This is a genomic window from Vibrio sp. R10-SF1-ISO8 (assembly GCF_059833805.1).
Map to the genome: position 1 here is coordinate 625,536 of NZ_JCBDHL010000021.1, position 26,441 is coordinate 651,976.

23 protein-coding genes and 1 riboswitch are annotated in these 26,441 nt (G+C 45.0%); of the genes, 12 read left to right on the plus strand and 11 right to left on the minus strand.

The window, feature by feature from the left end; genetic code table 11:
• Positions 1–70 precede the first annotated feature (70 nt).
• A complete protein-coding gene (locus tag AC6R00_RS20985; protein WP_500642217.1) occupies positions 71–1,477 on the minus strand; it encodes a PTS transporter subunit EIIC in 1,407 nt (468 codons plus the stop codon).
• Positions 1,478–1,762: 285 nt separating this feature from the next.
• Between AC6R00_RS20985 and AC6R00_RS20990 the strand changes: the two genes are divergently transcribed.
• Positions 1,763–2,962, plus strand: a complete 1,200-nt coding sequence (locus AC6R00_RS20990; protein ID WP_500641792.1) for an enolase C-terminal domain-like protein — start codon at positions 1,763–1,765, stop codon at positions 2,960–2,962.
• A gap of 34 nt (positions 2,963–2,996) precedes the next feature.
• Here the strand turns inward: AC6R00_RS20990 and AC6R00_RS20995 are convergent, their stop codons facing one another.
• The 3 genes from AC6R00_RS20995 to rrtA all read right to left on the minus strand — a co-directional run bounded on the left by AC6R00_RS20995 (position 2,997) and on the right by rrtA (position 6,046).
• The gene (locus tag AC6R00_RS20995) at positions 2,997–3,713 is read right to left on the minus strand and encodes a GntR family transcriptional regulator (protein WP_500641793.1); all 717 of its coding nucleotides are present in this window, start codon (positions 3,711–3,713) and stop codon (positions 2,997–2,999) included.
• A gap of 222 nt (positions 3,714–3,935) precedes the next feature.
• Positions 3,936–5,372 (minus strand): DEAD/DEAH box helicase, encoded by a 1,437-nt coding sequence (locus tag AC6R00_RS21000; RefSeq protein WP_500641794.1) that lies wholly within the window; start codon positions 5,370–5,372, stop codon positions 3,936–3,938.
• A gap of 107 nt (positions 5,373–5,479) precedes the next feature.
• On the minus strand, positions 5,480–6,046 hold the full coding sequence (rrtA, locus tag AC6R00_RS21005; protein ID WP_500641795.1) for a rhombosortase: 567 nt from the start codon (positions 6,044–6,046) through the stop codon (positions 5,480–5,482).
• A 3-nt stretch (positions 6,047–6,049) separates the two neighbouring features.
• Here rrtA and AC6R00_RS21010 point away from each other — a divergent pair, with 3 nt between their 5' ends.
• Positions 6,050–6,661, plus strand: a complete 612-nt coding sequence (locus AC6R00_RS21010; protein WP_494504707.1) for a DTW domain-containing protein — start codon at positions 6,050–6,052, stop codon at positions 6,659–6,661.
• A 109-nt stretch (positions 6,662–6,770) separates the two neighbouring features.
• Positions 6,771–6,870, plus strand: a riboswitch (purine riboswitch).
• 217 nt (positions 6,871–7,087) lie between these two features.
• Complete coding sequence (locus tag AC6R00_RS21015; RefSeq protein ID WP_500641796.1) at positions 7,088–8,101, plus strand: adenosine deaminase; 1,014 nt, start codon at positions 7,088–7,090, stop codon at positions 8,099–8,101.
• 47 nt (positions 8,102–8,148) lie between these two features.
• On the opposite strand, the gene AC6R00_RS21020 is transcribed toward AC6R00_RS21015, so the two are convergent.
• The 3 genes from AC6R00_RS21020 to AC6R00_RS21030 are packed head-to-tail and all read right to left on the minus strand — an operon-like array spanning position 8,149 to position 12,130.
• Positions 8,149–9,465 (minus strand): anti-phage deoxyguanosine triphosphatase, encoded by a 1,317-nt coding sequence (locus AC6R00_RS21020; RefSeq protein ID WP_500641797.1) that lies wholly within the window; start codon positions 9,463–9,465, stop codon positions 8,149–8,151.
• A 56-nt stretch (positions 9,466–9,521) separates the two neighbouring features.
• Positions 9,522–11,069: a DHA2 family efflux MFS transporter permease subunit gene (locus AC6R00_RS21025; RefSeq protein WP_500641798.1), complete on the minus strand. Its 1,548-nt coding sequence runs from the start codon at positions 11,067–11,069 to the stop codon at positions 9,522–9,524.
• A 2-nt stretch (positions 11,070–11,071) separates the two neighbouring features.
• Positions 11,072–12,130, minus strand: a complete 1,059-nt coding sequence (locus AC6R00_RS21030) for an HlyD family secretion protein (RefSeq protein WP_500641799.1) — start codon at positions 12,128–12,130, stop codon at positions 11,072–11,074.
• 122 nt (positions 12,131–12,252) lie between these two features.
• Here AC6R00_RS21030 and AC6R00_RS21035 point away from each other — a divergent pair, with 122 nt between their 5' ends.
• Positions 12,253–13,161 carry a LysR family transcriptional regulator gene (locus AC6R00_RS21035; RefSeq protein WP_500641800.1) on the plus strand — a complete coding sequence of 303 codons (909 nt, stop codon included), beginning with the start codon at positions 12,253–12,255 and terminating at the stop codon, positions 13,159–13,161.
• Here the strand turns inward: AC6R00_RS21035 and yfbR are convergent.
• Both yfbR and AC6R00_RS21045 read right to left on the minus strand, forming a co-directional pair.
• Positions 13,154–13,753 carry a 5'-deoxynucleotidase gene (gene yfbR / locus AC6R00_RS21040; RefSeq protein WP_239855041.1) on the minus strand — a complete coding sequence of 200 codons (600 nt, stop codon included), beginning with the start codon at positions 13,751–13,753 and terminating at the stop codon, positions 13,154–13,156. The genes AC6R00_RS21035 and yfbR overlap by 8 nt on opposite strands.
• A 71-nt stretch (positions 13,754–13,824) precedes the next feature.
• Positions 13,825–15,039, minus strand: coding sequence for a pyridoxal phosphate-dependent aminotransferase (locus AC6R00_RS21045; protein WP_486785735.1), 1,215 nt, complete (start codon positions 15,037–15,039; stop codon positions 13,825–13,827).
• Between the two features lie 220 nt (positions 15,040–15,259).
• Between AC6R00_RS21045 and AC6R00_RS21050 the strand changes: the two genes are divergently transcribed.
• The 6 genes from AC6R00_RS21050 to menE all read left to right on the plus strand — a co-directional run bounded on the left by AC6R00_RS21050 (position 15,260) and on the right by menE (position 22,503).
• Positions 15,260–16,567 (plus strand): isochorismate synthase, encoded by a 1,308-nt coding sequence (locus AC6R00_RS21050; RefSeq protein ID WP_500641801.1) that lies wholly within the window; start codon positions 15,260–15,262, stop codon positions 16,565–16,567.
• Complete coding sequence (menD, locus tag AC6R00_RS21055) at positions 16,568–18,298, plus strand: 2-succinyl-5-enolpyruvyl-6-hydroxy-3-cyclohexene-1-carboxylic-acid synthase (RefSeq protein ID WP_500641802.1); 1,731 nt, start codon at positions 16,568–16,570, stop codon at positions 18,296–18,298.
• Positions 18,288–19,067, plus strand: a complete 780-nt coding sequence (gene menH / locus AC6R00_RS21060) for a 2-succinyl-6-hydroxy-2,4-cyclohexadiene-1-carboxylate synthase (RefSeq protein ID WP_500641803.1) — start codon at positions 18,288–18,290, stop codon at positions 19,065–19,067. The genes menD and menH overlap by 11 nt, the downstream gene beginning before the upstream one ends.
• A gap of 37 nt (positions 19,068–19,104) precedes the next feature.
• A complete protein-coding gene (menB, locus tag AC6R00_RS21065) occupies positions 19,105–19,971 on the plus strand; it encodes a 1,4-dihydroxy-2-naphthoyl-CoA synthase (RefSeq protein ID WP_004746667.1) in 867 nt (288 codons plus the stop codon).
• Between the two features lie 175 nt (positions 19,972–20,146).
• A complete protein-coding gene (gene menC / locus AC6R00_RS21070; RefSeq protein WP_500641804.1) occupies positions 20,147–21,133 on the plus strand; it encodes an o-succinylbenzoate synthase in 987 nt (328 codons plus the stop codon).
• Entirely contained in the window at positions 21,133–22,503 is a 1,371-nt protein-coding gene (gene menE / locus AC6R00_RS21075; protein WP_500641805.1) for an o-succinylbenzoate--CoA ligase, read from the plus strand. The genes menC and menE overlap by 1 nt, the downstream gene beginning before the upstream one ends.
• A 109-nt stretch (positions 22,504–22,612) precedes the next feature.
• Here the strand turns inward: menE and nagE are convergent, their stop codons facing one another.
• Positions 22,613–24,067 carry an N-acetylglucosamine-specific PTS transporter subunit IIBC gene (gene nagE, locus AC6R00_RS21080; protein WP_500641806.1) on the minus strand — a complete coding sequence of 485 codons (1,455 nt, stop codon included), beginning with the start codon at positions 24,065–24,067 and terminating at the stop codon, positions 22,613–22,615.
• A 170-nt stretch (positions 24,068–24,237) separates the two neighbouring features.
• Between nagE and AC6R00_RS21085 the strand changes: the two genes are divergently transcribed.
• Together AC6R00_RS21085 and AC6R00_RS21090 are read left to right on the plus strand one after the other, a co-directional pair.
• Positions 24,238–25,119, plus strand: a complete 882-nt coding sequence (locus tag AC6R00_RS21085; protein WP_239856032.1) for a LysR substrate-binding domain-containing protein — start codon at positions 24,238–24,240, stop codon at positions 25,117–25,119.
• Positions 25,120–25,229: 110 nt separating this feature from the next.
• Entirely contained in the window at positions 25,230–25,406 is a 177-nt protein-coding gene (locus AC6R00_RS21090) for a hypothetical protein (RefSeq protein ID WP_500641807.1), read from the plus strand.
• On the opposite strand, the gene AC6R00_RS21095 is transcribed toward AC6R00_RS21090, so the two are convergent.
• Positions 25,398–26,321 carry a YeiH family protein gene (locus tag AC6R00_RS21095; protein WP_500641808.1) on the minus strand — a complete coding sequence of 308 codons (924 nt, stop codon included), beginning with the start codon at positions 26,319–26,321 and terminating at the stop codon, positions 25,398–25,400. The genes AC6R00_RS21090 and AC6R00_RS21095 overlap by 9 nt on opposite strands.
• Positions 26,322–26,441: the final 120 nt, after the last annotated feature.

Here is a 26,441-nt window from a genome sequence, read left to right on the forward strand (position 1 = left end):
TATAAATTCTTATAAAGCGCATCAGGCCTGCTTGTGTTGGGGGAGCAGACCTGATGGTGACTTGAAGCGATTACTTATTGTCTAAGCGAACGAACATCATAGTTAAAGCGAAAGATAAGGCGAAAACACCACATACACCAATAATCGCTTGAATGAAGTTTTGGGTACCACCTGCTAGGTAAGCCGGTAAGCTAAATACAGACGATAGAATATAGCTAGTTAGGTGAGTATCAATCGTCACTGAGATTGCGCCAAAGATACCCGCTGCCAAACTCGCCATGAACAGAGCTTTTGTGTATTTGGTTAAAACACCGAATAGAGCGGGTTCTGTAATACCGAGAATCGCAGTGATACCCGAGCCAGCCGTGATCGAAGATTGCTCTTTCGTTGCTGTTTTGCGTTGTTTGTACCAGATAGCCATAGTGGCTCCAGCAATAGCGAGGTTGCCAAGACACATGATTGGCATGAGTAGATCTTTGCCGTACAACGCGAAATTGTTCAAGCTGATTGGTGTCATGCTGTGGTGAATGCCGAATACAATAGTAATTGGTCGGGTTAAGCCAAATACAAAGCCAGTAAGCGTAGGTGAGACTTCCAGTAGGGAACTCACAACCCAGCCAGCACCATTGCTAAGCCACATGCCTGCTGGAGCAACGACTGATAAAACAAGAGTTGAAGTCACGGTAAAGGCAAGTAGTGGCGTAAATACAGGCTTAGCAGAAGCTGGTACAAGCTTGTCGACCAACGGGGTTATTTTTGATAGAACCCAAACTGCTAGAATAGCCGGGACAATAGCGCCGCCGTAGTTAAGTAGTTCAATAGGCAGCATGCCGAACACATTAAGCTCTGCTTTGCTCCCAGCTTCTGTTAGCAGCGTGGCTTTTTCAAGTAGCTTTGGTGACATCATAGCAGCAGCAACAGCAAGCGCTATATACTCATTGACCTTAAACACCTTCGCTGCCGAGAAAGAGACCAGCATAGGTAAGAAAAAGAAGACGGCAACGGAGATGGATCTGAAGAAAAACACCGTGTCAGAAGATTCAGAAATGACATTGGTTGCAATAAGCCCCGATAGAAGTCCCATTAACATCCCCGCACCTGCGATAGCAGGAACCACAGGGCCAAAGATTCCAGCCACTATGCGCATGGCATTTTGAAACAGCTTGCCTTTCTCTTGTTCAATATCGGCGTCTATGGGGGCGGCACTTGCACCGGAAAGAGCTAGATACCATTTCTCAACATCGACACCTATGATGACTTGAGTTTGTCCCTGTGCGAGAACAACGCCTTTCACCCCTTGGATAGCTTCAAGTTTGACTTTATCTGCTTTGGATTCATCGACCAGCTTAAAGCGTAGGCGAGTCATACAGTGGGTAATGTTTGCGATGTTCTTTTCACCACCAAGTGCGGCGACCAATTCTTGTAGTTTCATGCTAAAGCTGTCTGCTTTGTTTGGCGTATTATCGCCAATAGCCATGTTGGTTTCTGTCAATTGCATCATACTTTCCTATGTGCTTGTCTGCTCGTTTATTGCAATCATCTTAGCGGTTGAGGATTTTAAGCCAATCGACAAAAAAGTGATAAAACTCACATTAAAACAGCTGAAAAATTATTTTTGGCTATTTTGGGGCAATTGGTTCGTTTTTGTTTGCGAAAGTAAATCAGGAACGAACCAGTCATTTTTAAGTATAATTTACCCCTTGAAATCTGCATTCTTTCACTGTTAGATAAAATAAATCCTGTTATCTAGAGATAGTTCAAAGTGAACAAAAATATCATTTCAAATATTGAGTGTGTGATTACCAAACCTGACAGACATAACCTAATAACGGTAATTGTCGAAACTCAGTCAGGACTGACTGGTTATGGTTGTGCGACTTTTCAACAGCGACCTTTAGCCGTTAAGACAATGGTTGATGAATATATCAAGCCATTACTAATTGGAAAGGATGCTAATAATATTGAAGACCTATGGCAAATGATGATGGTTAATTCTTATTGGCGTAATGGACCTGTTATCAATAATGCTATTTCAGGTGTTGATATGGCACTTTGGGATATTAAAGCTAAGCAAGCTGGTATGCCGCTACATCAATTGTTCGGTGGTAAGTCTCGCGATGCTATTCAAGTATATACGCATGCTACTAGCGATACGATGGAAGGGTTATACGAGCAGATCGATAAATATCTAGAGCAGGGCTACAAACATATTCGTTGCCAATTGGGTTTTTATGGTGGCGTCCCTGAAAATATTCATACAGCGCAAGTTCCAACATCTGGCTCATACTATGACCAAGATCAGTATGTTGATAACACGTTGGCAATGTTTAGGCAGTTACGTAGCAAATACGGAAATGCATTCCATATTCTGCATGACGTGCATGAAAGATTGTTCCCTAACCAAGCTGTTCAATTTGCCAAAGAGGTCGAAAAATACAAACCATATTTCATTGAAGATATTCTGCCACCAAACCAAACTGAGTGGTTGGATAACATTCGCAGTCAGTCTAGTGTTTCATTGGCGTTAGGGGAGCTATTTAACAACCCAGAAGAATGGAAAGCGTTGATTATTAACCGTAGGGTAGACTTCATTCGCTGCCATGTTTCGCAAATAGGGGGGATCACCCCAGCTCTGAAACTCGGCCATTTATGCCAGAGCTTTGGGGTACGTATTGCATGGCACTGTCCGCCAGATATGACACCCATTGGCGCCGCGGTAAATACACACCTTAATGTTCACTTGCACAATGCCGCAATTCAAGAACATGTTGAATACCAGCCAAATACCCAAGCAGTTTTTCCTAATGCTGCTGAACCGGACAACGGTTACTTGTATGCTTCGGAACGTCCTGGCATTGGTGTTGAGATGAATCTAGAAATGGCGAAAGAATTTCCAGTGACTTATCGACCACATGAATGGACACAAAGCCGTTTACCAGATGGTTCGATTCATACGCCGTAAGATAAAATTGTGTAAGACAGATAAGAAACGACCGCTATTCGCGGTCGTTTTGATCTCGGTAACTCAAGCTCTCAGAGTTAAATTTTGTGTGGTATGTGCACTGATAATCGATATCGATGATATCGCTGACGACGAATACTTCACCTGACTTTAAGAATCCACGATTGGTGATATTCATTGCCGATTTTGAACGTTTGCAACCAAGTAAATCGGCGTCTTCCTTAGATAAGTTGATGGCTCGGTAAGTGGTTAAGTAGCTGTCGATCTCCAGTCCTAGCGAGAGGACATGCTTTTGCAAAGAGCTTTCAATAACAGTTTCATCAATTTTAGGGAAAATGCGGACGGGTAGGCGAGTTTCTTCGACTTGAGTTACTTTTCCTTGAATTAACCGTAACCTTTTTATATGCCAAAGATATTCATCATCTTCAATTGAAAATACTTGAATTTCATGTGGGGTTGGTAACTTTTTATTCAGCTTTATTTTCTTATAAGAAATTTCACCAAATTTATTCTCAGTCACGGAATTATATATAAGTGGTGAGCCAATTATAGATGTATTAACGAAGTAACCAGAACCTACTTTTGATTTTACAATACCGATGGCTTCAAGTTTAGCAAGTGCTTTTCGTACTGAAAATCGAGATAGCTCATATTTGTCCGCCAACTCCCTCTCTGAAGGTAGCTTTACAGAAATAACACCTTGGCAAACTTTGCTTACTATATCTTGAACTAGTTCTTCATATTTTTTCATAATAATTAGGGGTGATTATTTTCTTCACAAGACCACTTTACTGGTTAATTGTAACCTAATTAAATACTTTTTATTGAGGTTTTGATGATCTTCAATTATTTCATCAGTTCAAGGCATAACAAATTGAAGCTATTGGAATGGCAAGTAACAACATGATATGTAGATACTATGTATTCGATAAAACTAGCCCCACGGAATGTGGGGCTAGCTTATTCGTTGTTACTATGCTTTGGGTTGCGCGCCTGTAGGCTTGCGATTAGAAGGTCGGCGAGGTTTGTTCCCCGCGTTACCTGAACGAGGCTTCGCTTTCCCCTCTCCGCGTTGGCCGCTGCCATTTTTGTTCTCGCCCTTTGGCTTACTGTGTCCAAAGTGACGTTTGTTCTTGCTGGCTGGCTTGTTACCGCGAGCGTTATCGCCAGAGCGCTGACCGTCCTGATGTTCGGCTTTAGGTTGCTTAGGCTTTTTCGGCTTCTTAGGTTTCTTTGGCTTAATTGGGCGAGTATCTAGCTTTGACTCAGGAAGCTCGTTGACGGGTTTGAAACCTTCTAATTCAAGGCGAGGAAGCACTTGCTGAATTAAGCGCTCAATACCAAATAGCTCGCTTGCTTCAGCGGCTTCGACTAAAGAGTATGCCTTACCGACTTCACCCGCACGACCAGTGCGACCAATACGGTGAACGTAATCTTCAGAGACGTGCGGCAGTTCGAAGTTGACCACCTGAGGAAGCTGAGGAATATCGATACCACGCGCGGCAATATCAGTAGCAACCAATACGCGAACGTCGCCCGATTTAAAATCTGCTAATGCACGAGTACGTGCGCCTTGGCTTTTGTTTCCATGAATTGGCGCCGCTGTAATGCCTTCTTTATTGAGGAAGAAAGCCAAGCGGTTCGCACCATGCTTAGTGCGACAGAAAACCAGTGTCTGTCGCCAGTTGCCATCCTTGATTAGCTTGACCAACATTGGCGCTTTCTTACGTTTGTCTGCTGGGTAGATGCTTTGCTCGATGGTTACCGCAGTTGAATTCTCTTTGCTCACCGAGACTTCTACTGGGTCGTTGACCAAGCCCTTTGCTAGCTCGCGGATCTCAGGTGAGAAAGTTGCAGAGAACAACAAGTTTTGGCGCTTCGCAGGCAGTAAGTTGAGAATCTTACGGATGTCACGAATAAAGCCCATATCCAACATGCGGTCGGCTTCATCAAGTACCAATACTTCAAGTTGGTCGAACTTGATCGCATTTTGTTGGTAGAGGTCGAGTAGGCGACCTGGAGTGGCCACTAACACGTCACAGCCTTTACGCAGCTTCATCATTTGTGGGTTAACTTTAACCCCACCAAACACAACTTGAGAGGTCAGTTTTTGGTGGCGACTGTATTTAAACACGTTTTCCTGAACCTGTGCGGCAAGCTCGCGTGTTGGGGTCAATACTAAGGCGCGAATATGATTGCCTTTCACGCGTTGACCATTGTCCAAACGTTCAAGGATCGGCAATGTGAAGCCTGCAGTTTTACCTGTACCTGTCTGCGCTGCTGCCATAACATCTTTACCTGCTAGTACGGCAGGAATTGCTTGCTCCTGAATCGGAGACGGCTTGTCATAGCCTTGTTCTTCAATAGCTTTGAGGATTGGGGCAGAAAGGCCTAAAGAGGTAAAACCCATATATTGTTCTCTGTAAGTGGTGTGTGATCGGGCAAGACCTCAACAAAAAGGTATCGCCACGAAAAAGGGCGCCATTCTGAGCCCTTTAGCGGTGAACATCAACCAAATTATGACTTGGTTGGAGAAAGTACGCCTTTTTTTGTTAGCAGAAAAACCGTCGTCGCCAAGACAAGACCAGATAGAGCACCAAATAGATGAGACTCCACCGCCACGCGCGCATTGATTATCTCACTCGTCGAAGCTGACGCACCCATTGTCATCTCCCAGCCAACTTTTGCTAGTACGCCAACGACCAACAGCCAACTGCTCTTTTTGCCGTTTAAGGCTTCCTGAAGGGCAAAATAAGCAAACAGTCCATGAAGCACTCCAGAAAGACCAACATACCCATTCATGCTGCTAAGAAAGTTCAGTCCGCCGACGGCAAGACTAACGGTAATCAAGCTAAAAAGGAGGGCTTTGGGTGACGGCTTGAAGATAAAACTGATCACCCAAAGACCAGCTAAATTCATCCCTAGATGGGCAAAGTTGGTATGCGTGAAGTTTCCTGTTAGGATTCGCCACCACTGACCTTCAAGAATAAAATAGCGTTGCCAGTTAACTTGGGAAGCGAAAGGTTCGAATTGAAGGCCTAGGCAAACTAAGCTGATAACAATTAACAGAAGTAATAAGCGCACACTATGTCCCGATACTGTTCTCAATGTGGAAAGTCACTCAAAGCTTGTATCTGTGAGTGGATACAAAGCCTAACATCGAATGTCGAGTTGGTCATCCTACAACACCACAGTGAAACAAACAGACCAATGGGAACGGCGCGAATACTCAAGCTGTCACTCACCAATAGCTATTGCTTTGAAGGGGAAGACTTTTCTGCTCATGATAAGCTCAACCAATTGCTGAACGACGACTCCTATCATCACTTTGTGCTCTATCCGGGAGAAGGCTCTGTGAGCCATACACAAGTCGCCGAAAAGTTATCTGCCGAGCAAAAGGTAAGGGTGATCCTGTTAGATGGCACTTGGAAAAAAGCCTATAAGATGTGGCAGCTATCAACCAATTTACACGCTCTTACGTTAATTCACTTACCTGATGACTTGCAAGGTAATTATCGTATTCGCAAAGCGCCAAGCGATAATAGTCTCTCGACAGTCGAGGCAGGCTATCACATTCTATCTCTACTAGAACCAGAGATAGATTTCCTACCTTTAATCGATGCCTTCAACCAAATGATCGAGTTTCAAATTCAGCAAATGCCACCGGGCGTGTTTGAAAAAAACTATCGCGCAGAGTGAACAGGCGAATTGGGAGTAAGCGGCAAAATTCAACAAAGCGACTACACTTGATCCAAGTGCGATGTTGTCAATGAGTACTTTATCCAAGTACAATGCCGCGCAATCGTTTAGTTACAACTAGGCGAAGCTTCGTATAATCCCGCTGATAAGGTGCGGGAGTCTCTACCTGAAACCTCAAATTTCAGATTACGAAGAGTTAAGTGCATGGCGCTTTTCTCTTTGTATGTCAGAAAGCTAATTTAGAGAAAAGTGCTTGTTTACCCTTCATATTTGAAGCTGCAGCGTTGTTGACTGCATAAATTCACCGGAACGCCGGCCGCCCGAATCACATAGAACTTCTATGCTCATAGGGCTGAATTTATTGGTCGCCTAGCTGCAACTCCAACTATTTTGGGTATCTCGGTTGATATGAATGGAGAGACAAGCATGAACCAAACCCAATTTATCCAACAACTTCCAAAAGTTGAGTTGCATTTGCATATAGAAGGCTCCCTTGAGCCAGAGATGATGTTTGAACTCGCTCAGCGCAATAATATCGCGTTACCATTTACTACCCCAGAGGAAGTGAAGGCCGCGTATCAGTTTACTAATCTACAATCTTTTCTAGACATCTATTATCAAGGTGCAAATGTTCTTATTCATGAGCAAGATTTCTATGATCTGACTTGGGCTTATTTGTTACGTTGTCAGCAAGATAATGTCATCCATACTGAGATATTCTTTGACCCGCAAACTCACACTGAGAGAGGGATTGCGTTTGAGGCCGTGATAAGCGGTATTCACCGCGCACTAGAAGATGGCCGTGAGCAGCTTGGTATTACTAGCCAGATCATCATGTGTTTCCTACGCCACTTAGACGAAGAAAGTGCCTTTGATACATTATTCCAAGCCCTTGAACATAAAGACAAGATTGTTGGTGTCGGTTTGGACTCCTCGGAGCTTGGACATCCGCCAGAGAAGTTTGCCCGCGTATTTGCTAAAGCGATAGAGGAAGGATTCTTAACGGTGGCTCATGCTGGAGAGGAAGGCCCTGTAAGTAATATCTATGACAGCTTAGAGCTATTGAAGGTAAGCCGTATTGATCATGGTGTTAGATGCTCTGATGATGAAAACTTATTGCATGCTTTAGCGCAAAGCCAGATGCCGCTAACGGTATGCCCATTATCCAATACTAAGCTCAAGGTGTTTGAAGAGATGCATGAGCACAATATTGTTGAGCTGCTAAGGCGTGGTATCTGCGTGACGATCAATTCTGATGATCCCGCATACTTTGGTGGTTATATGACAGATAATTTCTTGGCTGTCGCCGAAGCACACTCAATGACCAATCAAGAGCTGGCGAAGTTTACCCGCAATGCGATTGCCGCCAGTTTCATCAGTGATGAAGAGAAGCAAAAACTAAGAGAAAAGCTGGGCGAATTTATTAGTTCGGTGAGTTAATTCGCTGGTATGAATCAAGAGGGCAGCGATAACGCTGCCCTTTATGTTTAGTGAGAGGAAAACAGTTGCTGGTGGAGTCTTTGGGCATGCCCATCTGTCATCGAAGATATGTAATCAGCAATGACTCGAAAGCCTGCACTCTCACTCTCTTTATCTAACCATTTCTGGCGCACATTGATAGGTAATAATCGCTCTGGGTCAGCGCTAAGTGCTTCGAAAATATCCATAATGATCTGCTGACCTTTGTATTCCACCACTTGTACGTGAGGCACTTGTATTACGTAGTCACTGACAAACTTCTTCAATACATCGAGTGCTTTTGCCATCGTGGGCTCGAGTACGGCATTGAAAGCCAACAGTTCGCTTTGGAACGGGGCATCAATTGGCTTAATAGAAATACTGGTCAGTAGTGCGTTAACCATGCCGCCAATCGCATCTTTGCGTTGGTAATGAGTTCCGGCAAAAAGCATCTCGGTGATCGAGGCGATGTGTTTTTCAAACCAAGGATCACCACATTCCGACAAGTGGCTAGAAGCGCCTTCAATCCATTGGTGGCGATTAACCATTCCCAGTACAATCGCATCTTCAAGATCATGCACACCGTAAGCAATATCGTCCGCGAGTTCCATGATTGAACAATCAATCGATTTATAGCGAGTTTTGCTATGCTGGGTGCCACTGACTTTCTCTTCACGCATCTGGCTGAATAGCAACTTATCTTGTTCACTCAAAGGCTCGACAACCCAGTCAAACAACGTTTTATCGCAGTCATACAAGCCTTTTGCTGGTGACCAATCTTTCGCTCTTAATTTACGCTGGTGGGAAACACTGTCTGGAATCTTTGCGGCGCGAGTCTGGCTAATCATCGCAGGGTATTTGATCAGGCCAAGTAAAGTACGGCGCGCTAGATTCATACCAAATTGTTCAGTGTAAGGTTCTAGCTTGGTCACAATGCGAAAGGTTTGGGCATTGCCTTCAAAGCCTCCATGTTCCCGCATCATATAATTGAGAGCGACTTCGCCGCCGTGACCATAGGGTGGGTGACCAATGTCATGAGCAAGGCATAACGAATCGATCAGGCTGTCACTGGGTAATAAATCTCTAAACTCAGGCTGTTTCTTTTTCAACTGGGCGACTATACCTGTGCCCAATTGAGCGGCCTCTAATGAGTGAGTTAAGCGAGTCCGGTGAAAATCGTCGAAGCTATTGCCATGTACTTGCGTTTTTGCCTGTAAGCGGCGAAAAGCGGCAGAGTGCAGGATGCGCGCCCGATCCCTTTGATATGGACTGCGATGGTCATCACGACGTATTTTATGTTCATCATCGTGGCGTTCATGCCATAAATCGCTGATTTTAAACGTCATAGGCTCCGCTCCCCTGTTTTTTCTTACCGTACACGTATACGCTAGTGACTGCAAGATCAGTCGCGCATCGTCAGAATCAGCATTGCTGCGACAGCGAGAAAGCCAGTCATCATCAGAAACACATCGTTATAAGCCATAATCGCCGCATCTCTTTGCATTGTAGCAACCAAACTGGCTTGGGCTTGTTGTAACGCTGTTGCGCTATCACTGCCTGCTTGAATAAAGAAACTCTGTTGTTGCTGCAGAGTTTGCCAACCTAACTGACTGACAGTGGGTAGCGACTCTTTGATATGAGCCAAATGTTCGCGCGTTTTGTTATCAAGCAAAGTAGCAATCACCGCGATACTGAAAGCACCACCTAAATTACGCATAACGTTAGTGAGGGTGGAAGCGTCAGGTGTCTCATGCTTGGCGATGTTCTTCATAGCGACTAAAGATAACGGTACCATAATAAATGGACTACCAATGGCGCGCAGTACCATGGATAAAATCAGCTGCTGACCACCAAAATCAACGGTCATATGAGTGTTGACGTAACAACTCAAGCCAAACATAGCAAAGCCAAACGTCACTAAGTATTTAGGCTTAATGATTTGAGTTAACTTTGGCACAAGCGGAAAAATCAGCAGCTGCGGAAAGCCCATCCACATTAACACTTCACCTATTTCCATCGCGTTGTATTGTTGAATCTGGGTGAGGTACATCGGCAGCACATAGATCGAGCCCAGCAGCGCCATACCAAGAATCAGATAAGCGATACAAGACATCGCAAACTGTCCATCACGTAGCAATCTTAAGTTAACTAATGGTTTTTTGTGCTGCAGTTCATTAATCACAAAATAGACTAAGCTCACGGCGGATATGATCGCTAAGGTAATGATAAAGCTAGAGCTGAACCACTCCTCGCGGTTACCTTCTTCAAGAACGACTTCTAGACAACCTAAACCAAGAGCCATCGTGGCTATACCAAACCAGTCGGCATTTTTGAGTGTTGCTAGCTCTAGAGGTTCATCATCCAAACCATAGCGAATCATCGCAATCACTAAGAAAGCGGGCGGAATGTTGATATAAAAGATGTAGTGCCAAGAAAGATTTTCCGTCAACCAGCCACCAAAAGTTGGGCCAATAGACGGTGCAAAAGTGGCAGTGACACCAAACAGTGCCATACCCACCGCACGTTTATTGAGGGGCAAAAGCTGCACGACCAATGAAAAGGCAAGAGGGATCAGAGCGCCACCGCTAAAGCCTTGCATCGCGCGGAACACGATCATCGAAGTCATATTCCATGAGAATGAACAAAGCAGGGACGAAAGGGTAAAAATCGCGGTTGTCCAAGTGAGATATCGGCGTTTTCCCAGTGCTTTTGATAGCCAACCGCTGAGCGGAATGGCAATCATTTCTGCCACGAGATAAGAGGTTGAGATCCAAGAACTCTCGTCCAAGGTGGCAGAAAGTGCTCCTTGGATATCTTTCAGCGAAGAGTTGGTGATTTGAATATCAAGAATTGCCATAAATGCGCCAATGAGACCACCAAACAGGGCGATCCAGTGACGCGTCGGCACTTGTTGCTCTTCAATATTGGGACTAATTGCAGCATCTGCCATGACTAGCCTCGCGTATCAATGGTCGCGATAACAGACAAACCTGGTAGCAAGCGGCCTTTTAACTCTTTAGCATCAGGAATCGTGATTTTGACAGGGACACGTTGAACGATTTTGGTGAAGTTGCCTGTCGCATTTTCAGGTGGTAGTAGAGCGAACTTCGCACCAGTGGCGGGAGAGAAGCTATCAACAACGCCTTCTAGAGGCTGACCTGGAAAAGCATCGAGCTCGACTTCGACTTTTTGCCCTTTATGAATTCCGCTCAGTTGAGTCTCCTTAAAGTTGGCTTCAATCCACACTGCGTTATTCGGTACTAGGCTCATCAATGGTGCGCCAGCCTGAACTAACAGACCTTCGCGAACGCTTCGTTTGCCTATGATGCCATCCGTTGGTGCGTAAACTTTGGTGTAATCCAAGTTTAGCTGAGCTTGTTTTAGCCCTGCTTGCGCTTCGGTTACTGAAGCACGTGCTTGTTCAATTTCACTGGCAATGACATTCAATTGCTCGTTTGCTGCATCTAGGCTAGCTTTCGCTTCGTCAAGTTGTGCCATTGTGACTTTTTGCTGAGCGAGCATGCTGTCTACTTCATCTTGAGAAGCGTAGTTGCGTTTTAGTAGGCTGCGTGAGCGTGCTACTTGCTGAACGGCGCGATCGTACTCTGCTTGCGCTGACTCAACTTGGCTCTCAGCTTGGTGAATTTGGCTGCGTTGCAGCTTTTGCTGAGCAACGAGGTTGTGCTCACTCGCTTCGGTGACGGTTAGGTGTGCTTTAGCTTGCTCTACAGCCGCTTGATAATCGCGGTCATCTATTTGTACTAGTAGGTCACCCTGTTTTACCGCTTGGTTATCAGTAATGTAAGACTGAGCGATATAGCCTGAAACTTTAGGACTGATACTGGTGATATCACCTTGCAGGTAAGCATTATCGGTAGACTCGAAGTATTGACCATAAGTGAGCCAGTAACCACCACCTAGCAAGCCTAGTGACAGCATAATTGCGGTGGCAATTAATGGGGCTTTGTTGCGTTTGCGAGGCATGGCTGGGGCGTTATGGTTTTCGGTCATAGTGATTCTCGTTGGGGGAGTAAGGATGTAACAAATTGTAAAGGAATTGGATTGGTTGATAAGATAGGAAAAAATGAAAACACTGTTGCACAAATCGTTCTAATGAAGAGAGAGGAAATTCAATGGACTTGAACGCTATAACCGTTTTTGCACAAGTGGTTGAGTGTGGAAGTTTCACCCACGCGGCAGAGGCATTGAATATGACTAAATCCACGGTCAGTAGAAAGTTAGGGGAGTTAGAGAAACACCTAGGTGTGAGGTTGATCACTCGATCCACTCGTAGCTTAATGTTAACCCCGGAAGGGGAGCGCTTTTATCAATCTAGCCAGCAGATGCTGGAGCTTCTCAATCAGGCTGAGCTGGAAGTGAGTGCTAACCAAGACTTAATCAGAGGACCGCTCAATGTCGTGTTTCCCGTTGAGCTTGGTCAGCAAGTGTTAAGTAAATACATTCACCAGTTCTTGGCCGATTATCCTCATGTAACGTTAAATCTGGAGCTGACGAATCGTGAGGTGGACATTATTACCGAAGGTATAGATCTTTACGCGCAAATTGGTGAGTTGGAAGATTCGAGTCTTATTTCAAGGTATCTGACGTCGTCAAAGCGGGTTTTGGTTGCTAGTCCGGAGTATCTAGGGAAATTTGGTCAGATTGATAGCCATCTCGATCTCACTGAGCCTCATCGAGTGATTGAGGTGTTTAACAAAGGTGCACGTTTACCAAAGTGGCAACTCAGTTTAGAAGATGGATTCTCTTATTTGATCGACTTACCGTATCAATTAAGAGTGAATACCATTACATCTTGCCTTAATGCCTGTATTGACGGATTAGGTATTGCAGTGCTTCCAGAGTTTATCTGTTTAGAGCATTTTAACAGTGGCAAATTAAAACATCTCTTGCCTCAATACTCGATGCCAGAAGTCAGTGTGAGCTTAGTCTATGCAGACAGACGATTAATGCCAAAGCGTAAGAAGGTGTTCATCGACTACTTGTTAGATGCTTTCCATAAAGAGCATCCACGTACTAGCTGATTTCATCTAATGATAGCTCGAAGCTAGGCGCAAAAGTGTTGAGGAAATAATCCATTTCAGGTGTGAGACGTTCTTTTAAAGTGACATCGAGACGTTTCTTGGCTAACGCATATTCATGGTTTCCGGCGCTGAGTTCCTCTAGACATTTCAAGTAGGCACAGATGGTGTCTGCTTGCTTCACTATGGCGGCATCTTCGGTATGGGCAGACTGAGAGACTAGAAAGGGCGCGAAATCATCGCGAAATTCTTCAGGCAGCATAGAGAGCAGTTTTTGCTCTGCCGCAGCTTCGATCTTTTTGTATTCTTTGGCGATCTCTGGGTTGTAGTACTTCACTGGGGTAGGTAAATCGCCAGTAAGCACTTCACTGGTGTCGTGATACATACCAAGGATGGCGATTCGCTCCGGATTTAATGTTCCGCCAAACTTTTTATTTTTGATGACAGCTAAGGCGTGGGCAACGAACGCAACCTGCAGACTATGCTCTGAGATGTTTTCCGTCGAGACTGAACGCATCAAAGGCCAACGTTGAATCAGCTTCATACGTGCTAGGTGGGCAAAAAAGTGACTTTCCTTTGGATTACTGTTTGGCATTTGTTCCTCCCTAAACAAAAAAGGACACTCGATGAGTGTCCTTTAAGCATATGAAAGTTCAGCGCTAATTACTACTGACTATAAGTTGATAAGAAGCGTTCAAAACGACCTATCGCCATTTCCAAATCTTCGACATGCGGCAAGGTCACAATGCGGAAGTGATCCGGTTTTGGCCAGTTAAAGCCTGTTCCTTGCACCAGTAGCACTTTCTCTTGAATCAAGAAGTCGAGTACCATCTTTTGATCGTCTTTGATGTTGTACATCTTGGTATCGATTTTTGGGAATAGGTACATGGCACCTTTTGGCTTAACGCAAGAGACGCCAGGAATTTGATTGATTAGCTCAAAAGCTTTGTCTCGCTGCTCTAGCAAACGTCCACCAGGCAAGATCAGTTCGTTAATACTCTGATAGCCACCTAATGCGGTTTGGATAGCATGTTGCATCGGTACATTGGCACACAGGCGCATCGATGAAAGCATATCGAGGCCATTGATGTACCCTTGCGCTTGATGCTTGGGCCCTGTAAGGAACATCCAGCCGCCACGGAAACCACAAACACGATAAGCTTTTGATAAACCGTTAAAAGTCACGACTAGCACATCTTCTGTTAAGGTCGCTACCGATGTGTGTGTCGCACCATCATAGAGAACCTTGTCGTAAATTTCGTCGGCAAAAATGATCAGCTTGTGCTGGCGGGCAATCTCAATGACTTCCAGTAAGAAATCACGACTGTAAACCGCACCTGTTGGGTTGTTTGGGTTGATCAGAACAATGCCGCGAGTTTTTGGCGTTATCTTGCTTTTAATGTCGTCTAGGTCTGGATACCAATCAGCTTCTTCATCACACATATAGTGAACAGCTTTACCACCGGATAAGGCAACCGAGGCCGTCCAGAGCGGGTAGTCAGGCGCAGGGACGAGCATTTCGTCGCCATTGTTTAGCAACGCTTGCATTGCCATAACGATAAGCTCTGATGCACCGTTACCAACGTAGACGTCTTCGACATCAAGTGAGCGTATCCCTTTGCGTTGGTAGTGCTGAACCACCGCTTTTCGAGCCGAATAGATGCCTTTTGAATCACAGTAACCTTGCGAAGTTGGCAGGTTACGGATTACATCAACCAAAATTTCGTCAGGGGCGTCGAAGCCAAATGGGGCAGGGTTACCGATGTTCAATTTCAGTATTTTATGCCCCTCTTCCTCCATGCGTTTAGCATGTTTGAGTACAGGACCCCTAATGTCATAGCAGACATTGTCGAGTTTTGACGACATCCCGATATTTTGCATTGATTAAAACCTAAATATTATTGAATTTCTTTATTAAAGTACCCTAAAAAGAGGTTCTTTAGAATAAAAATCTGATTAGATAACAACATTTAATGCCTTGTAGCACGCCCGTTATCACAGGATTTTGCAAAACATTGGTTTCAACCTTGATTTGAGTAGGGTCTATAAATAGAGTAGCGACATATAATGAAATAATAACCCCCATGCATACGAGGCTGATTTGTCATACTTTCATCAAGCCGTAGCTGAACTGATCGAACGCGTAAAGGAAGCAGAAGATGGTGTAAACCGTCTGGTTCAAGTTCTTGAGGAAAAACCTGACTTTGTATTTATAGATTGGTTGGAAGCGCAGCCGCTATATCCAAAGTTTTACTGGCAATCTCGCGATACTCGAGAAGAGGTTGTGGCTCTAGGCCAGTTACATACCTTTGTTGAACCTGCGCCTGCTTATACTATTCTCGCCGACGATCAGCGCATTTGGGGAGGCCGTTCGTTTGATGGTCATACAGGGAAAAATCGCCGCTGTATGTCCTCTTTTTTCTTTTTACCGCAAATTGAGTTGATTCGTTTCGATCAGCAGTGGTCACTCGCGGTAAACCTCAACGCAGAAAAACATCGCACTTTGGCAAGTTTATACAAGCTGCAGCTTGAGGTTTCTGCTATTTTGCCAGTCTCTTCGCATATAGAAACCATCCAGCATACGCCTGAAAAAGAGCAGTGGTCTCAGTTGGTAGATAAAGTACTGACTGGCATCAAAAACGAACAATTCAAGAAAGTGGTTCTGGCGCGTAAAACCGAGGTGAACCTCGATAGACCGCTGTGCGCATCTCAGCTGCTGAAAGCTAGCTATCTGCAAAACCACCACAGTTTTCACTTTTTACTCTCATTAGATAAGAAACACAGTTTTTTAGGCTCGACCCCAGAGCGTTTGTATGCACGTCAAGGTCAGGAGCTTTATACTGAAGCGCTTGCAGGCACCATTGGGCGTGGCACTAATGCCAGTCAAGATATGGAGTTGGCTAACTGGCTCTCTAATGACGTTAAAAACCTCAATGAAAACCAGTATGTTGTCGACGACATTATCGATCGCCTAACTCCGCACTCAGAGCATGTTGAAGTAGAGCAAGAAGCAAGGTTAGTTCGCTTACGTAAAGTTCAGCACTTAAAACGCAGTATTCATGCTCATCTCAATAAAGGGGTTAACGGGGTGCAGTTGCTTAGCGCTTTGCAGCCAACTGCTGCCGTTGCTGGGTTACCTCGTGAAGAATCCATGGCATTCATTCAAGAGCATGAACCGTTTGCTCGGGGCTGGTATGCAGGTTCAATGGGCTTTATTAGTCATCAAAGGGCGGAGTTTTGCGTCGCTATCCGCAGTGCGCTAGTACTCAACGATCAAGTTCAGCTTTTTGCTGGAGCTGGAATTGTTCCTGGTTCTATTGCTGAACATGAATGGCAGGAGCTCGATAAAAAAATGTCGACGTTACTGTCTTTAATTTCTGACAATCCTCCATTGGGAGTAGCTTCATAGATGAGTGGTAGTCCATACTCAATCGAGCAGGCGGTGGTAAATCGCATTTGGTGTCAGACTATTTTGGAAGAGCTATCGCGCTTTGGGGTCAGTGAGGTTTGCGTTGCTCCAGGCTCACGTTCAACGCCATTGACCTTAGAAGCTGATGAAAATCCTAATCTGACTTTGCATACCCATTTTGATGAGCGTGGTTTGGGCTTTCTTGCGCTTGGATTAGCGAAAGCAAGCCGAAAACCTGTTGCTGTGGTGGTAACTTCCGGTACAGCTGTCGCGAACTTGTTGCCAGCGATTGCAGAGGCGAAACTCACTGGTGAAAAACTGGTGGTGTTAACGGCAGATAGACCGATCGAGTTGGTTGGATGTGGAGCTAACCAAGCGATTAATCAATCGGGGATATTCTCGTCACATGCCACAGCATCACTTGAGCTACCAAGTCCTTGTTTGACAACACCTCTGAAGTGGTTACTTACTTCCGTTGATAACCTCATGCACAGTCAAGCGAAGGTAGGCTGCGCAGTGCATATCAACTGTCCTTTTCCTGAGCCCTTATATAGCGCTCAAGACAAATCAATTTATCAAGATTACATAGAAACAGTGTCGAGCTGGTGGCAGGGCAGTACCACCTATACTCGCCAGTTGTCAGCAGGTATTGAACAACGGATCCACTTTAGTGATTTCGCTGATAAAAAAGGCGTGATTGTGCTTGGTAGCGTTACCTTAAGTGAAGCGCGATTGGCAAAGCAGTTAGCCGAAACGTTAGGTTGGCCGCTATTGAGCGATCCTCAATCAGGGGTGACTTCTGCTTGGGCTCATTACGATTTATGGCTCCAAAATGGTGAACGCTCGGAATCACTTAATCAATGTGAATTGGTACTGCAGATCGGTTCAAGAATCGTGTCGAAGCGCTTAAACCAGTGGCTTGTTGATCAGGTTGAGCAGCGTAACGCGCAATATCATTACCTTGCGCCAAGTGCTGATAGAAACAACCAATCGCATTTGATGCAAACTCATCATGTTGCTGATATTGAAGCTTGGCTACAGGTCTTTATTGAGTCAATACCTGCACTCTGCAATACGGAATCTGGTTGGGCGAATGAGCTGACGGAAGTGTCTCAGCAGGTTGCGAACCTAGCTGCGCTCCATCTCAATACCGATTCCTCACTAGATGAGATTGAACTTGCGTTAAGCGTTAACCTAGTTGCCAAGCAGGCACAGATCTTTCTAGGCAATAGCTTGTTTGTGCGCTTGGTCGACATGTTTAGTGGTCTTGATGACTATACCGTGTATAGCAATCGCGGCGCGTCTGGTATTGATGGGTTAATCGCCACGGTATCAGGTGTAGTGCGAGCCAACCAACAACCGACCCTAGTATATATCGGTGATACATCACTGCTTTATGATATCAATTCACTTGCGCTGCTTACTCACGAAAAAACACCTGTTGTGGTGGTTGTGACTAACAATGATGGTGGTGCAATCTTTGATTTACTACCTGTTCCTGAGCAGCAAAAGCAGTCACTCTATCAAATGCCACATGGCTATGATTTTGAAAGTGCTGCCAAGCAGTTCAAATTGAGTTACAGCAAGCCAGAAACCTTAGCTCACTACACGCATATGGTAAATGACCACTTACGTCATGGTGAGGGAGCATTGCTGGTTGAAGTGCAAACACCTCCAGAGCAAGCGTCTTCTCAATTGAAAGAGTTTATCCAACAAATTCATGCTTTATAGTCACGCTAGCTCAAACCTCAATCCAACAAGCACTGTGATCGTATTTTTACATGGCTTGCTGGGTTCTGGTTTGGACTGGAAAGAAACGCAATCTTACTTATCTCACTACTCTGTTATTTCCATTGATCTTCCGGGACATGGATACAGCGTATTAGAAAATTGTTGCAATTTTAAGCATTGCTGCGATCAAATATCTGACACTCTTCTTACCCATGTGACGCCACATCAGCCTATAGTATTGGTTGGCTACTCAATGGGCGGTCGTATTGCGATGTCTGGTGTAGCCAGTGGCTACTTTTCTGCCCTGAATATTCAGTCACTTATTGTTGAGGGTGGCAACTTTGGTTTGCAAAACGATTCTGATAAGCAGCAAAGGTGGCAAAACGATAGCCAATGGGCAAATCGCTTTCGCAACGAGCCTATTGAGCAGGTATTAAGCGACTGGTATCAACAGCCAGTATTTAGTTCGCTAAATCATGCGCAAAGACAAAAACTGATTGATAAGCGCAGTGCTAGTCTAGGCCCATCGGTAGCGAATATGCTTGAGGCTACTTCGCTTGCGAAACAAGACTATTTACTTGATGCCCTGAAACATTCGGGGATCAAAACTCATTATATATGTGGCGAAAAAGACAATAAGTTTAGTCAGTTGGCCAAACAAAGCGGTTTGTCTTTTAGCCAAGTTGCGAAAGCGGGGCACAATGTTCATGTCGAACAGCCACAAGCTTTCGCAAATATTGTTAAAACTCAGCTGAACACCATTGGTTAGTATGCTGAGCCAGTAGGTAAACAAACTAGGAATCACCATGGCAAAAACAGTCGGTATCTCAGAAGAAGAACTATACGCTCCAGTTAACTGGAATGACTGCACAGGTGAATATGAAGATATTCAGTACCACAAATCTGAAGATGGTATCGCTAAGATCACTATCGCTCGTCCTCAAGTACGTAACGCTTTTCGTCCTCAAACCGTTAAAGAGATGATCAATGCTCTGGCAGACGCACGTTACGATGAAGGTGTGGGCGTTATTATCCTAACCGGTTTAGGTGAGAAAGCATTCTGTTCCGGTGGCGACCAGAAGATTCGTGGTGACTACGGCGGCTATCAAGATGATTCAGGTACTCACCATTTAAACGTTCTTGATTTCCAACGTCAAATTCGTACTTGTCCAAAGCCAGTGATCGCATCGGTTGCAGGTTGGGCAGTGGGTGGCGGTCACGTACTACACATGATGTGTGACCTAACGATTGCTGCAGAAAATGCTCAATTTGGACAAACAGGCCCTAAAGTGGGCTCATTTGACGGTGGTTGGGGCGCTTCTTACATGGCACGTATCGTCGGCCAGAAGAAAGCGCGTGAAATTTGGTTCCTATGTCGTTTCTACGACGCGCAAGAAGCACTTGATATGGGGCTGGTTAATACAGTCGTTGCTGTAGAAGATTTAGAGAAAGAAACGGTTCGCTGGTGTCGTGAAACTCTACAGCACAGCCCAATGGCACTACGTTGCTTGAAAGCGGCGCTGAATGCAGACTGTGATGGTCAAGCTGGCCTTCAGGAGCTAGCTGGTAATGCAACTATGATGTTCTACATGACTGAAGAAGGTCAGGAAGGTCGTAATGCGTTTAATGAGAAGCGTCGCCCTGACTTTAATAAATTCCCACGCAACCCTTAATTTGTTGTTGATATCGTCGCTTGAGCCTCAATAACCGTGTCGAGGATGCTCATATAGGCTTCTATATTCAGCGTCCTCTCCTTGTTCTTGAGGCTACAGCTTAGATATCAACGTACAAATGGGTGAAATATCCAATACAAGCTACATTTATATCAACAAAGAAAGGGATATTGCTATGAGATCAGCCAAACTGTATCGCTATGAATTGCCGATGGACAGTGGCGTGATACTGCGTGAACAAAAGCTCAAGCAGAGAGAAGGATTTGTCGTTGAGCTTGTTCTTGATGGTGAGCTTGGTCGAGGCGAAATTGCCCCTTTGCCTGGTTTTAGTATCGAGACGATGGACGATGTTTACTCGCAATTGGTCGAGCAACTGGCTTTGTGGCAACAAGGTCAAGCGTTCAACTTTGATGAGCTTTACCCATCGGTCGCCTTTGGTTTATCAATGGCCGAGTTAGAGCTCAATAAACAGCTGCCAGAACAAGGCTGCTTTCAAGCTGCGCCGCTATGTTCTGGTGACCCAGACGAACTCCTGCCTAAGCTGAATGCCATGACGGGTGAGAAAGTGGCCAAGATTAAGGTCGGTCTGTATGAGCCGATTCGTGATGGGATGCTAGTCAGCCTTTTCTTAGAATCGATTCCAGACTTAACACTCCGTTTAGACGCTAACCGAGCTTGGACTGCAGAAAAAGCGCAGCAATTTGCTAAGAAGATTGCCCCTTCGTTGCGTGGCCGCATCGCCTTTATCGAAGAGCCATGCCAAGCACCGGGAGACAGCTTCTCTTTTGCCATTGATACAGGCATTGCGATTGCTTGGGATGAAACGCTGCAACACGCGATCCGCAAAGAAGACTTCAAGCTAGAAGATCTCAATGGCGCGAAAGCGATTGTGATTAAGCCGACTCTGATTGGAACAGTTGAGCGTTGTATTGAGCTGATTGATAAAGCCAAGTCACTTGGCATTAAAGCGGTAATAAGTTCGAGTATTGAATCTAGCCTTGGTTTAACCCAGTTAGCAAGATTAGCGCACTGGCAACTTCCAGAAGAAGTACCGGGACTGGATACCGTGGGGCTGTTTGCTCAGCAGTTAGAAGTTCCATGGCCGGGTTGTGAACTGCCTATCGCAAGTTTGTCTGATCAGGCATTAATCTGGCAGTCGTAATGAGTCAGTTATCTCCTCTACGTCAATGGGCTCAGTCGAGCCCATCTTTGTATGCTCTCTATACCCCCAACCAAAGTTACACTTGGGCTGAGCTTGAAACTGCCGTTGACCAAGTGGCGGCTTCGTTGGCAAGACAAGGTGTTGGTTCGGGAAGCGTGCTCACTTGTGTTGGCAAAAACAGTGTTGAGCTGATTTTGGTTTATCTCGCCTGTCTAGAGCTAGAAGCAATCTGCGCGATAACCATGCCGCAAACACAAGCTGAATTTAACCAGAAACTCGCGACATTATATGCCGAACCCAAGCAGGCCAAAGTGTGGCTATCAACAGACGTCCCAGACTTGCGAAGCTTACAAAACATAGAGCTGAAGCCTTTGGTGACTGAATGTTGTCAAGGTAAGTTCAGCAGCGAGGCGCTTGCTTCAATTGTATTTACGTCAGGTTCAACAGGCGCTCCTAAAGCGGTTGCTCATACCTCAAAGCAACATTTAGCCTCGGCTCAAGGTTTGCTGCAGCGCTTTGCGTTTAAGCAGGCAGACACTTGGTTACTGAGCCTACCTATGTATCATGTCTCTGGACTCGCGATTATCTATCGCTGGCTGCATAGTGGCGCCAGCTTGAAAATGGGCAAAGGTGAACTGGTAGAGGATATTCAGGGTGTCACTCACGCATCTTTAGTTTCCACCCAACTTAAACGGCTTCTCGACAATGAAGTGAAACTGTCACTCAGTCATGTATTACTCGGTGGCAGCCATGTGCCCTTGGAATTCAGCCAGCAAGCTGAAAAGCTAGGTATTGAAACATGGCTTGGTTATGGCATGACAGAGGCCGCGTCAACCGTGACGGTAAAACGTATTGACTCCGAATACACTGCTGGTGAGTTGCTACCAAAGCGTCAGCTTCGCCTTAAAGGGCAGAGGATTTATATTGGCGGTGAGACGTTAGCCTCCGGTTACTATATACAAGGGCAACTAACACCAATTACTGAACAGGGTTGGTTTGATAGTAAAGATTTGGGCGAGATGGTCGGGCGAGAGCTAAAGATCATCGGCCGCGCAGACAATCTGTTTATCTCCGGCGGTGAAAACATCCACTGTGAAGAGATAGAACAAGCGCTGAATCAGATTCCTTCTATCAGCCAGTCGGTCATTGTACCGATACCAGATAGTGAATTTGGTCACAGACCTATTGCCGTTATCAAGGTAGCCGATGAGATTGATGAGTTACAAATAACAGCTCATCTAAAAGGGTCATTAACCAAACTTAAATGGCCTGTTGCCTACTATGCCATGCCGGATGAACTGTTACAGGGTGGGATTAAAATCTCAAGACAGAAAGTAAAGCAGTGGTTGTTGGATCAACTCGCTCAGTAACCAAAAAGAAGTGCAGACTCGGTGACTAAGCGAAAATGCACTTCAGGGGGATGCGGTGAAGGTGAAGTCACCGCAATTCTTTATAAACTATTTTTCAGTAAACCTTGGATTAGCTAGCAAGGATGGTTTTCATCTGCTCTGCCACCTTGTCTACTTTGCCAAGACCAACGATAACTTGCAGACCGCCTTTGCCAACAGGAACGACTCCTGCCGCACCAAGTTTCTTAAGTTGTTCACTGTCTGCGACAGCAGAATCTTTTACTGTTAAACGTAGACGAGTAATACAGTTGTCCACTTCTAGGATATTTTCAGCACCACCAATAGCCTGAATGTACTCCTTAGCAAGGCCTGAAATGTCTTCATTTGACTCACTGGCCATATCTTCGCCGCGACCTGGTGTCTTAAGGTTAAACTTGACGATAGCGAAACGGAAGATGGCGTAGTATAGGCAGAAGAATACCAAACCTTGAAGAATCAGCATGTACCAGTTAGTGGCTAACGGGTTTTGACTTGATAGAACGAAATCAACAAAACCTGCTGAGAAGCCGAATCCTGCCATCCATTCCATCGTTGCAGCAATGTACAAAGACAAACCGGTTAGCACAGCGTGAATTAGGAACAATACAGGTGCAAGGAACATAAAGCTAAACTCTAGTGGTTCTGTGATACCTGTGAAGAAAGAGGCCATCGCTGCGGCAAGCATAATCGCAAACACTTGGTTCTTGTTTTTCGCATCAGAGCAGTGGTACATAGCCAGAGCTGCAGCAGGTAGACCAAACATCATGATTGGGAAGAAGCCCGCTTGGTACATACCTGTTTGACCAGGAATACCTGTACCGTTAGCGATCGACTGAGCACCGCCTAAGAAGTTAGGGATATCGTTGATGCCGACGACGTCAAACCAGAACACTGGGTAAAGTGCATGGTGCATACCGATAGACAGGAATAGGCGGTTGAAGAAACCAAATAGACCAGCACCTACCGCGCCCATGCTTTCGAGTTTAATACCAAATTGGATCAGCGCGTCATATACCGCAGGCCAGATGTAAAGCAACGCAAAAGAGAGTGCCATACCTGCCACGGAAGTAAGGATTGGGACTAAGCGTTTGCCACTAAAGAAAGCGAGTGCCTGCGGGAGTTCAACGCTAGAGTAGCGGTTGTAAATCTCAGCAGAGACAATACCGATAATAATACCAATAAACTGGTTACTGATTTTACCAAATACAGCGGGTACTTCATCTGCGCTGACACCAATCAACTGAGCCACAGAGCCTGGTGCCAATAGAGTTGTCACGACTAAAAACATAACAAAGCCCGATAGCGCTGCCGAGCCGTTTTTGTCTTTACTTAAACCAAAGGCAACGCCGACAGCGAATAGTACTGCCATGTTATCAATGATGGCTGCGCCTGATTTAATCAGAAAAGCGGCGAGAATGTTTTCTGAGCCCCAGCCAACAGGATCGAGCCAGTAGCCAATCCCCATCAATATTGCAGCTGCAGGTAAGGTCGCGACTGGCACCATCAGTGCCTTACCGACTTTTTGCATGTATCCGAGTATGTTCATTTATGCCCCTAGTTTTCAATTATTGATTTTTTGATGAGCTAGCACCGTGAGAGTCACTCTAGCGCTAGGTCACATTTAATAGATTGGGGCCATTTTATGAGTTATTTCATGGTGCGAACAAACGAATCAGATAGTAGTATAAATTAAAAATATTAATCCATAGAGGCAGTATGGCGAATCAGCAATTGTTGCTCAGAAATCTACATACCTTCGACATGGCGGCAAAAACGTTAAGCTTTACCATTACAGGTAAGCAGCTTCACCTTACACAAGGAGCGGTCAGCCATAGAATTAAAGTGTTGGAAAAAGAGTTGGGGTTTAACCTGTTTGTCAGAGGAACTCGCCAGCTCGAACTGACGGAAGAAGGGGCTAGGTTTCACAGTACCTTGTCAAAAAATTTGCATGGCATCTTCTCTGAAATTGAAGAGATAAAGTCAACAGACATGGTGGGGGAGCTAAACATTGCAACCTCGACAGGCTTTGCAAATGGATGGTTGCTGCCAAGACTATCTGATTTCAAAAACAAGTATCCTAAATTCAATCTCAATATTTGGGGCTACCAAGAGCAGGAAGATTTCCATAAGAATAACATTGAAGTAGCGATATATTATGACTCTGCCAGTATGAAAGATGTGTATAGAAAACGTTTGTTTGGCGATGAGTACATTCCTGTCTGTACACCGCAGTATGCGAAGAAACATCGCCTGTATGAAGATGGTTTAGAATCGCTGAAACGAATTAATTTTATTCATGCAGTCGGTTCAGACGTGTGGCAGCGATGGCGTGACTATATGCAGCTCGATATTGATATTTTTAATCAGTTTTACTGCGTAAGCCACCGAGAGATGGGTTTTATCAGTGCGCTTCATAATCTTGGTGTTGGTATGGGCAAATACCACTTTGTCAAAGATTTGATTGAATCTGGTGAGCTGGTCACCCCATATCCAAGTATGCCTACGAGCAAGAGTTATGATTTGCTTTGCCCTTTGGGAACCGAAGATAGGCCGAAAATTCGTACCTTTATTAATTGGATTGAAGGGCAGTTGCAATAGAAAAAGCAACTTAGTTAATTTAGCAATTTCATAGTCCAAATGTGAATTTAGCTTTCTTATAACCCTAACTCATAATATCTCAAGAAAATTAAGAGCTAGGGTATAAGGATATGAGAGCGATTTTGGTTATTGCGGTGATCTTACAGATCATTGTGGCAGTTCAAACTGAGGGGCTCACACGAGCATTAGCCGAACTCTCGGCATTCTTGCTCGTGTTAGGACTCGTATTAAGCTTTAAGCAGAACAAGCGAGCACAAGCTGCGAAAGATATCGGCCGCTTAGGCTAACAACAACCAAGCTAAAGATGTGGTTGAGATTAGAACCCACAGAGTAACACCAAACATTAAAGGCTTCGGACCTGCTGACTTAAGCTTTTCCACTGAAATTCCGCAGCCAATCAAGAACAAACAAACGACGAGCGCTCGCTTGGCAATATCGAATATTCCTTGATAAATGACTTCAAATTGCGGTAACAAATCACTGACCGCAATAGCTACGCAGTAAAACAAGATAAAGTAAGGGACGGTGACTTTTTTCGATTCACTGCGAAATAGGAATGCACTGACAAAAGCGACAGGAATGATCCATAACGCACGCGCTAATTTAAGCGTCGTTGCCGTCGTCAATGCTTCTTCTCCATAGGCTGAAGCTGCCCCCACTACCGAAGAGGTATCGTGAATGGCAATCGCGGCCCAAGTCCCAAAGGTGTGTTGATCTAAATTGAGTGCATGTCCAATCACTGGAAAAACAAATAGCGCGATAGAGTTAAGAACAAAAACCGTTGCAAGAGATAAACCAATTTGCTCGTCGTTGGCTTTGATGGCCGGAGACACCGCGGCAATCGCACTACCCCCACAGATAGCCGTCCCTGAAGAAATAAGATACCCAGTCTGTTTGTTTAACCCTATTGCTCTAGCAAGCCACCATCCAATAACCAGCGTACCAACAATGGTTGCGATGATGAGCCCAATGCCATCAGAGGTTACGGCTAACGCTTGTTCGAAATGAATCCCAAACCCTAAGCCAACGATTGAGTAGGCTAATAGCTTTTTGGTTAACTTAGCGAGATTGAACTGTTTTGGAACTAAACCAAGTGAGGCGAGTAGAAACCCAATTACCAAAGCGGTGGGGGAAGTGATAAATGGAGTTAAGCAAATCGTGAGTGCAAGCCAAAAAGGGAGTTGCTTATTGAAGTCATTCATTATTTTTATTGGTGTAGGGGGAGATTAAATTGGAAAGCGCTAGTTTAGCGAACCCAAAACGATAAAGAGAGTTGAATGAATTGAACATGCGTTAAGAAAAACTTAACGCATGTTAAAAGC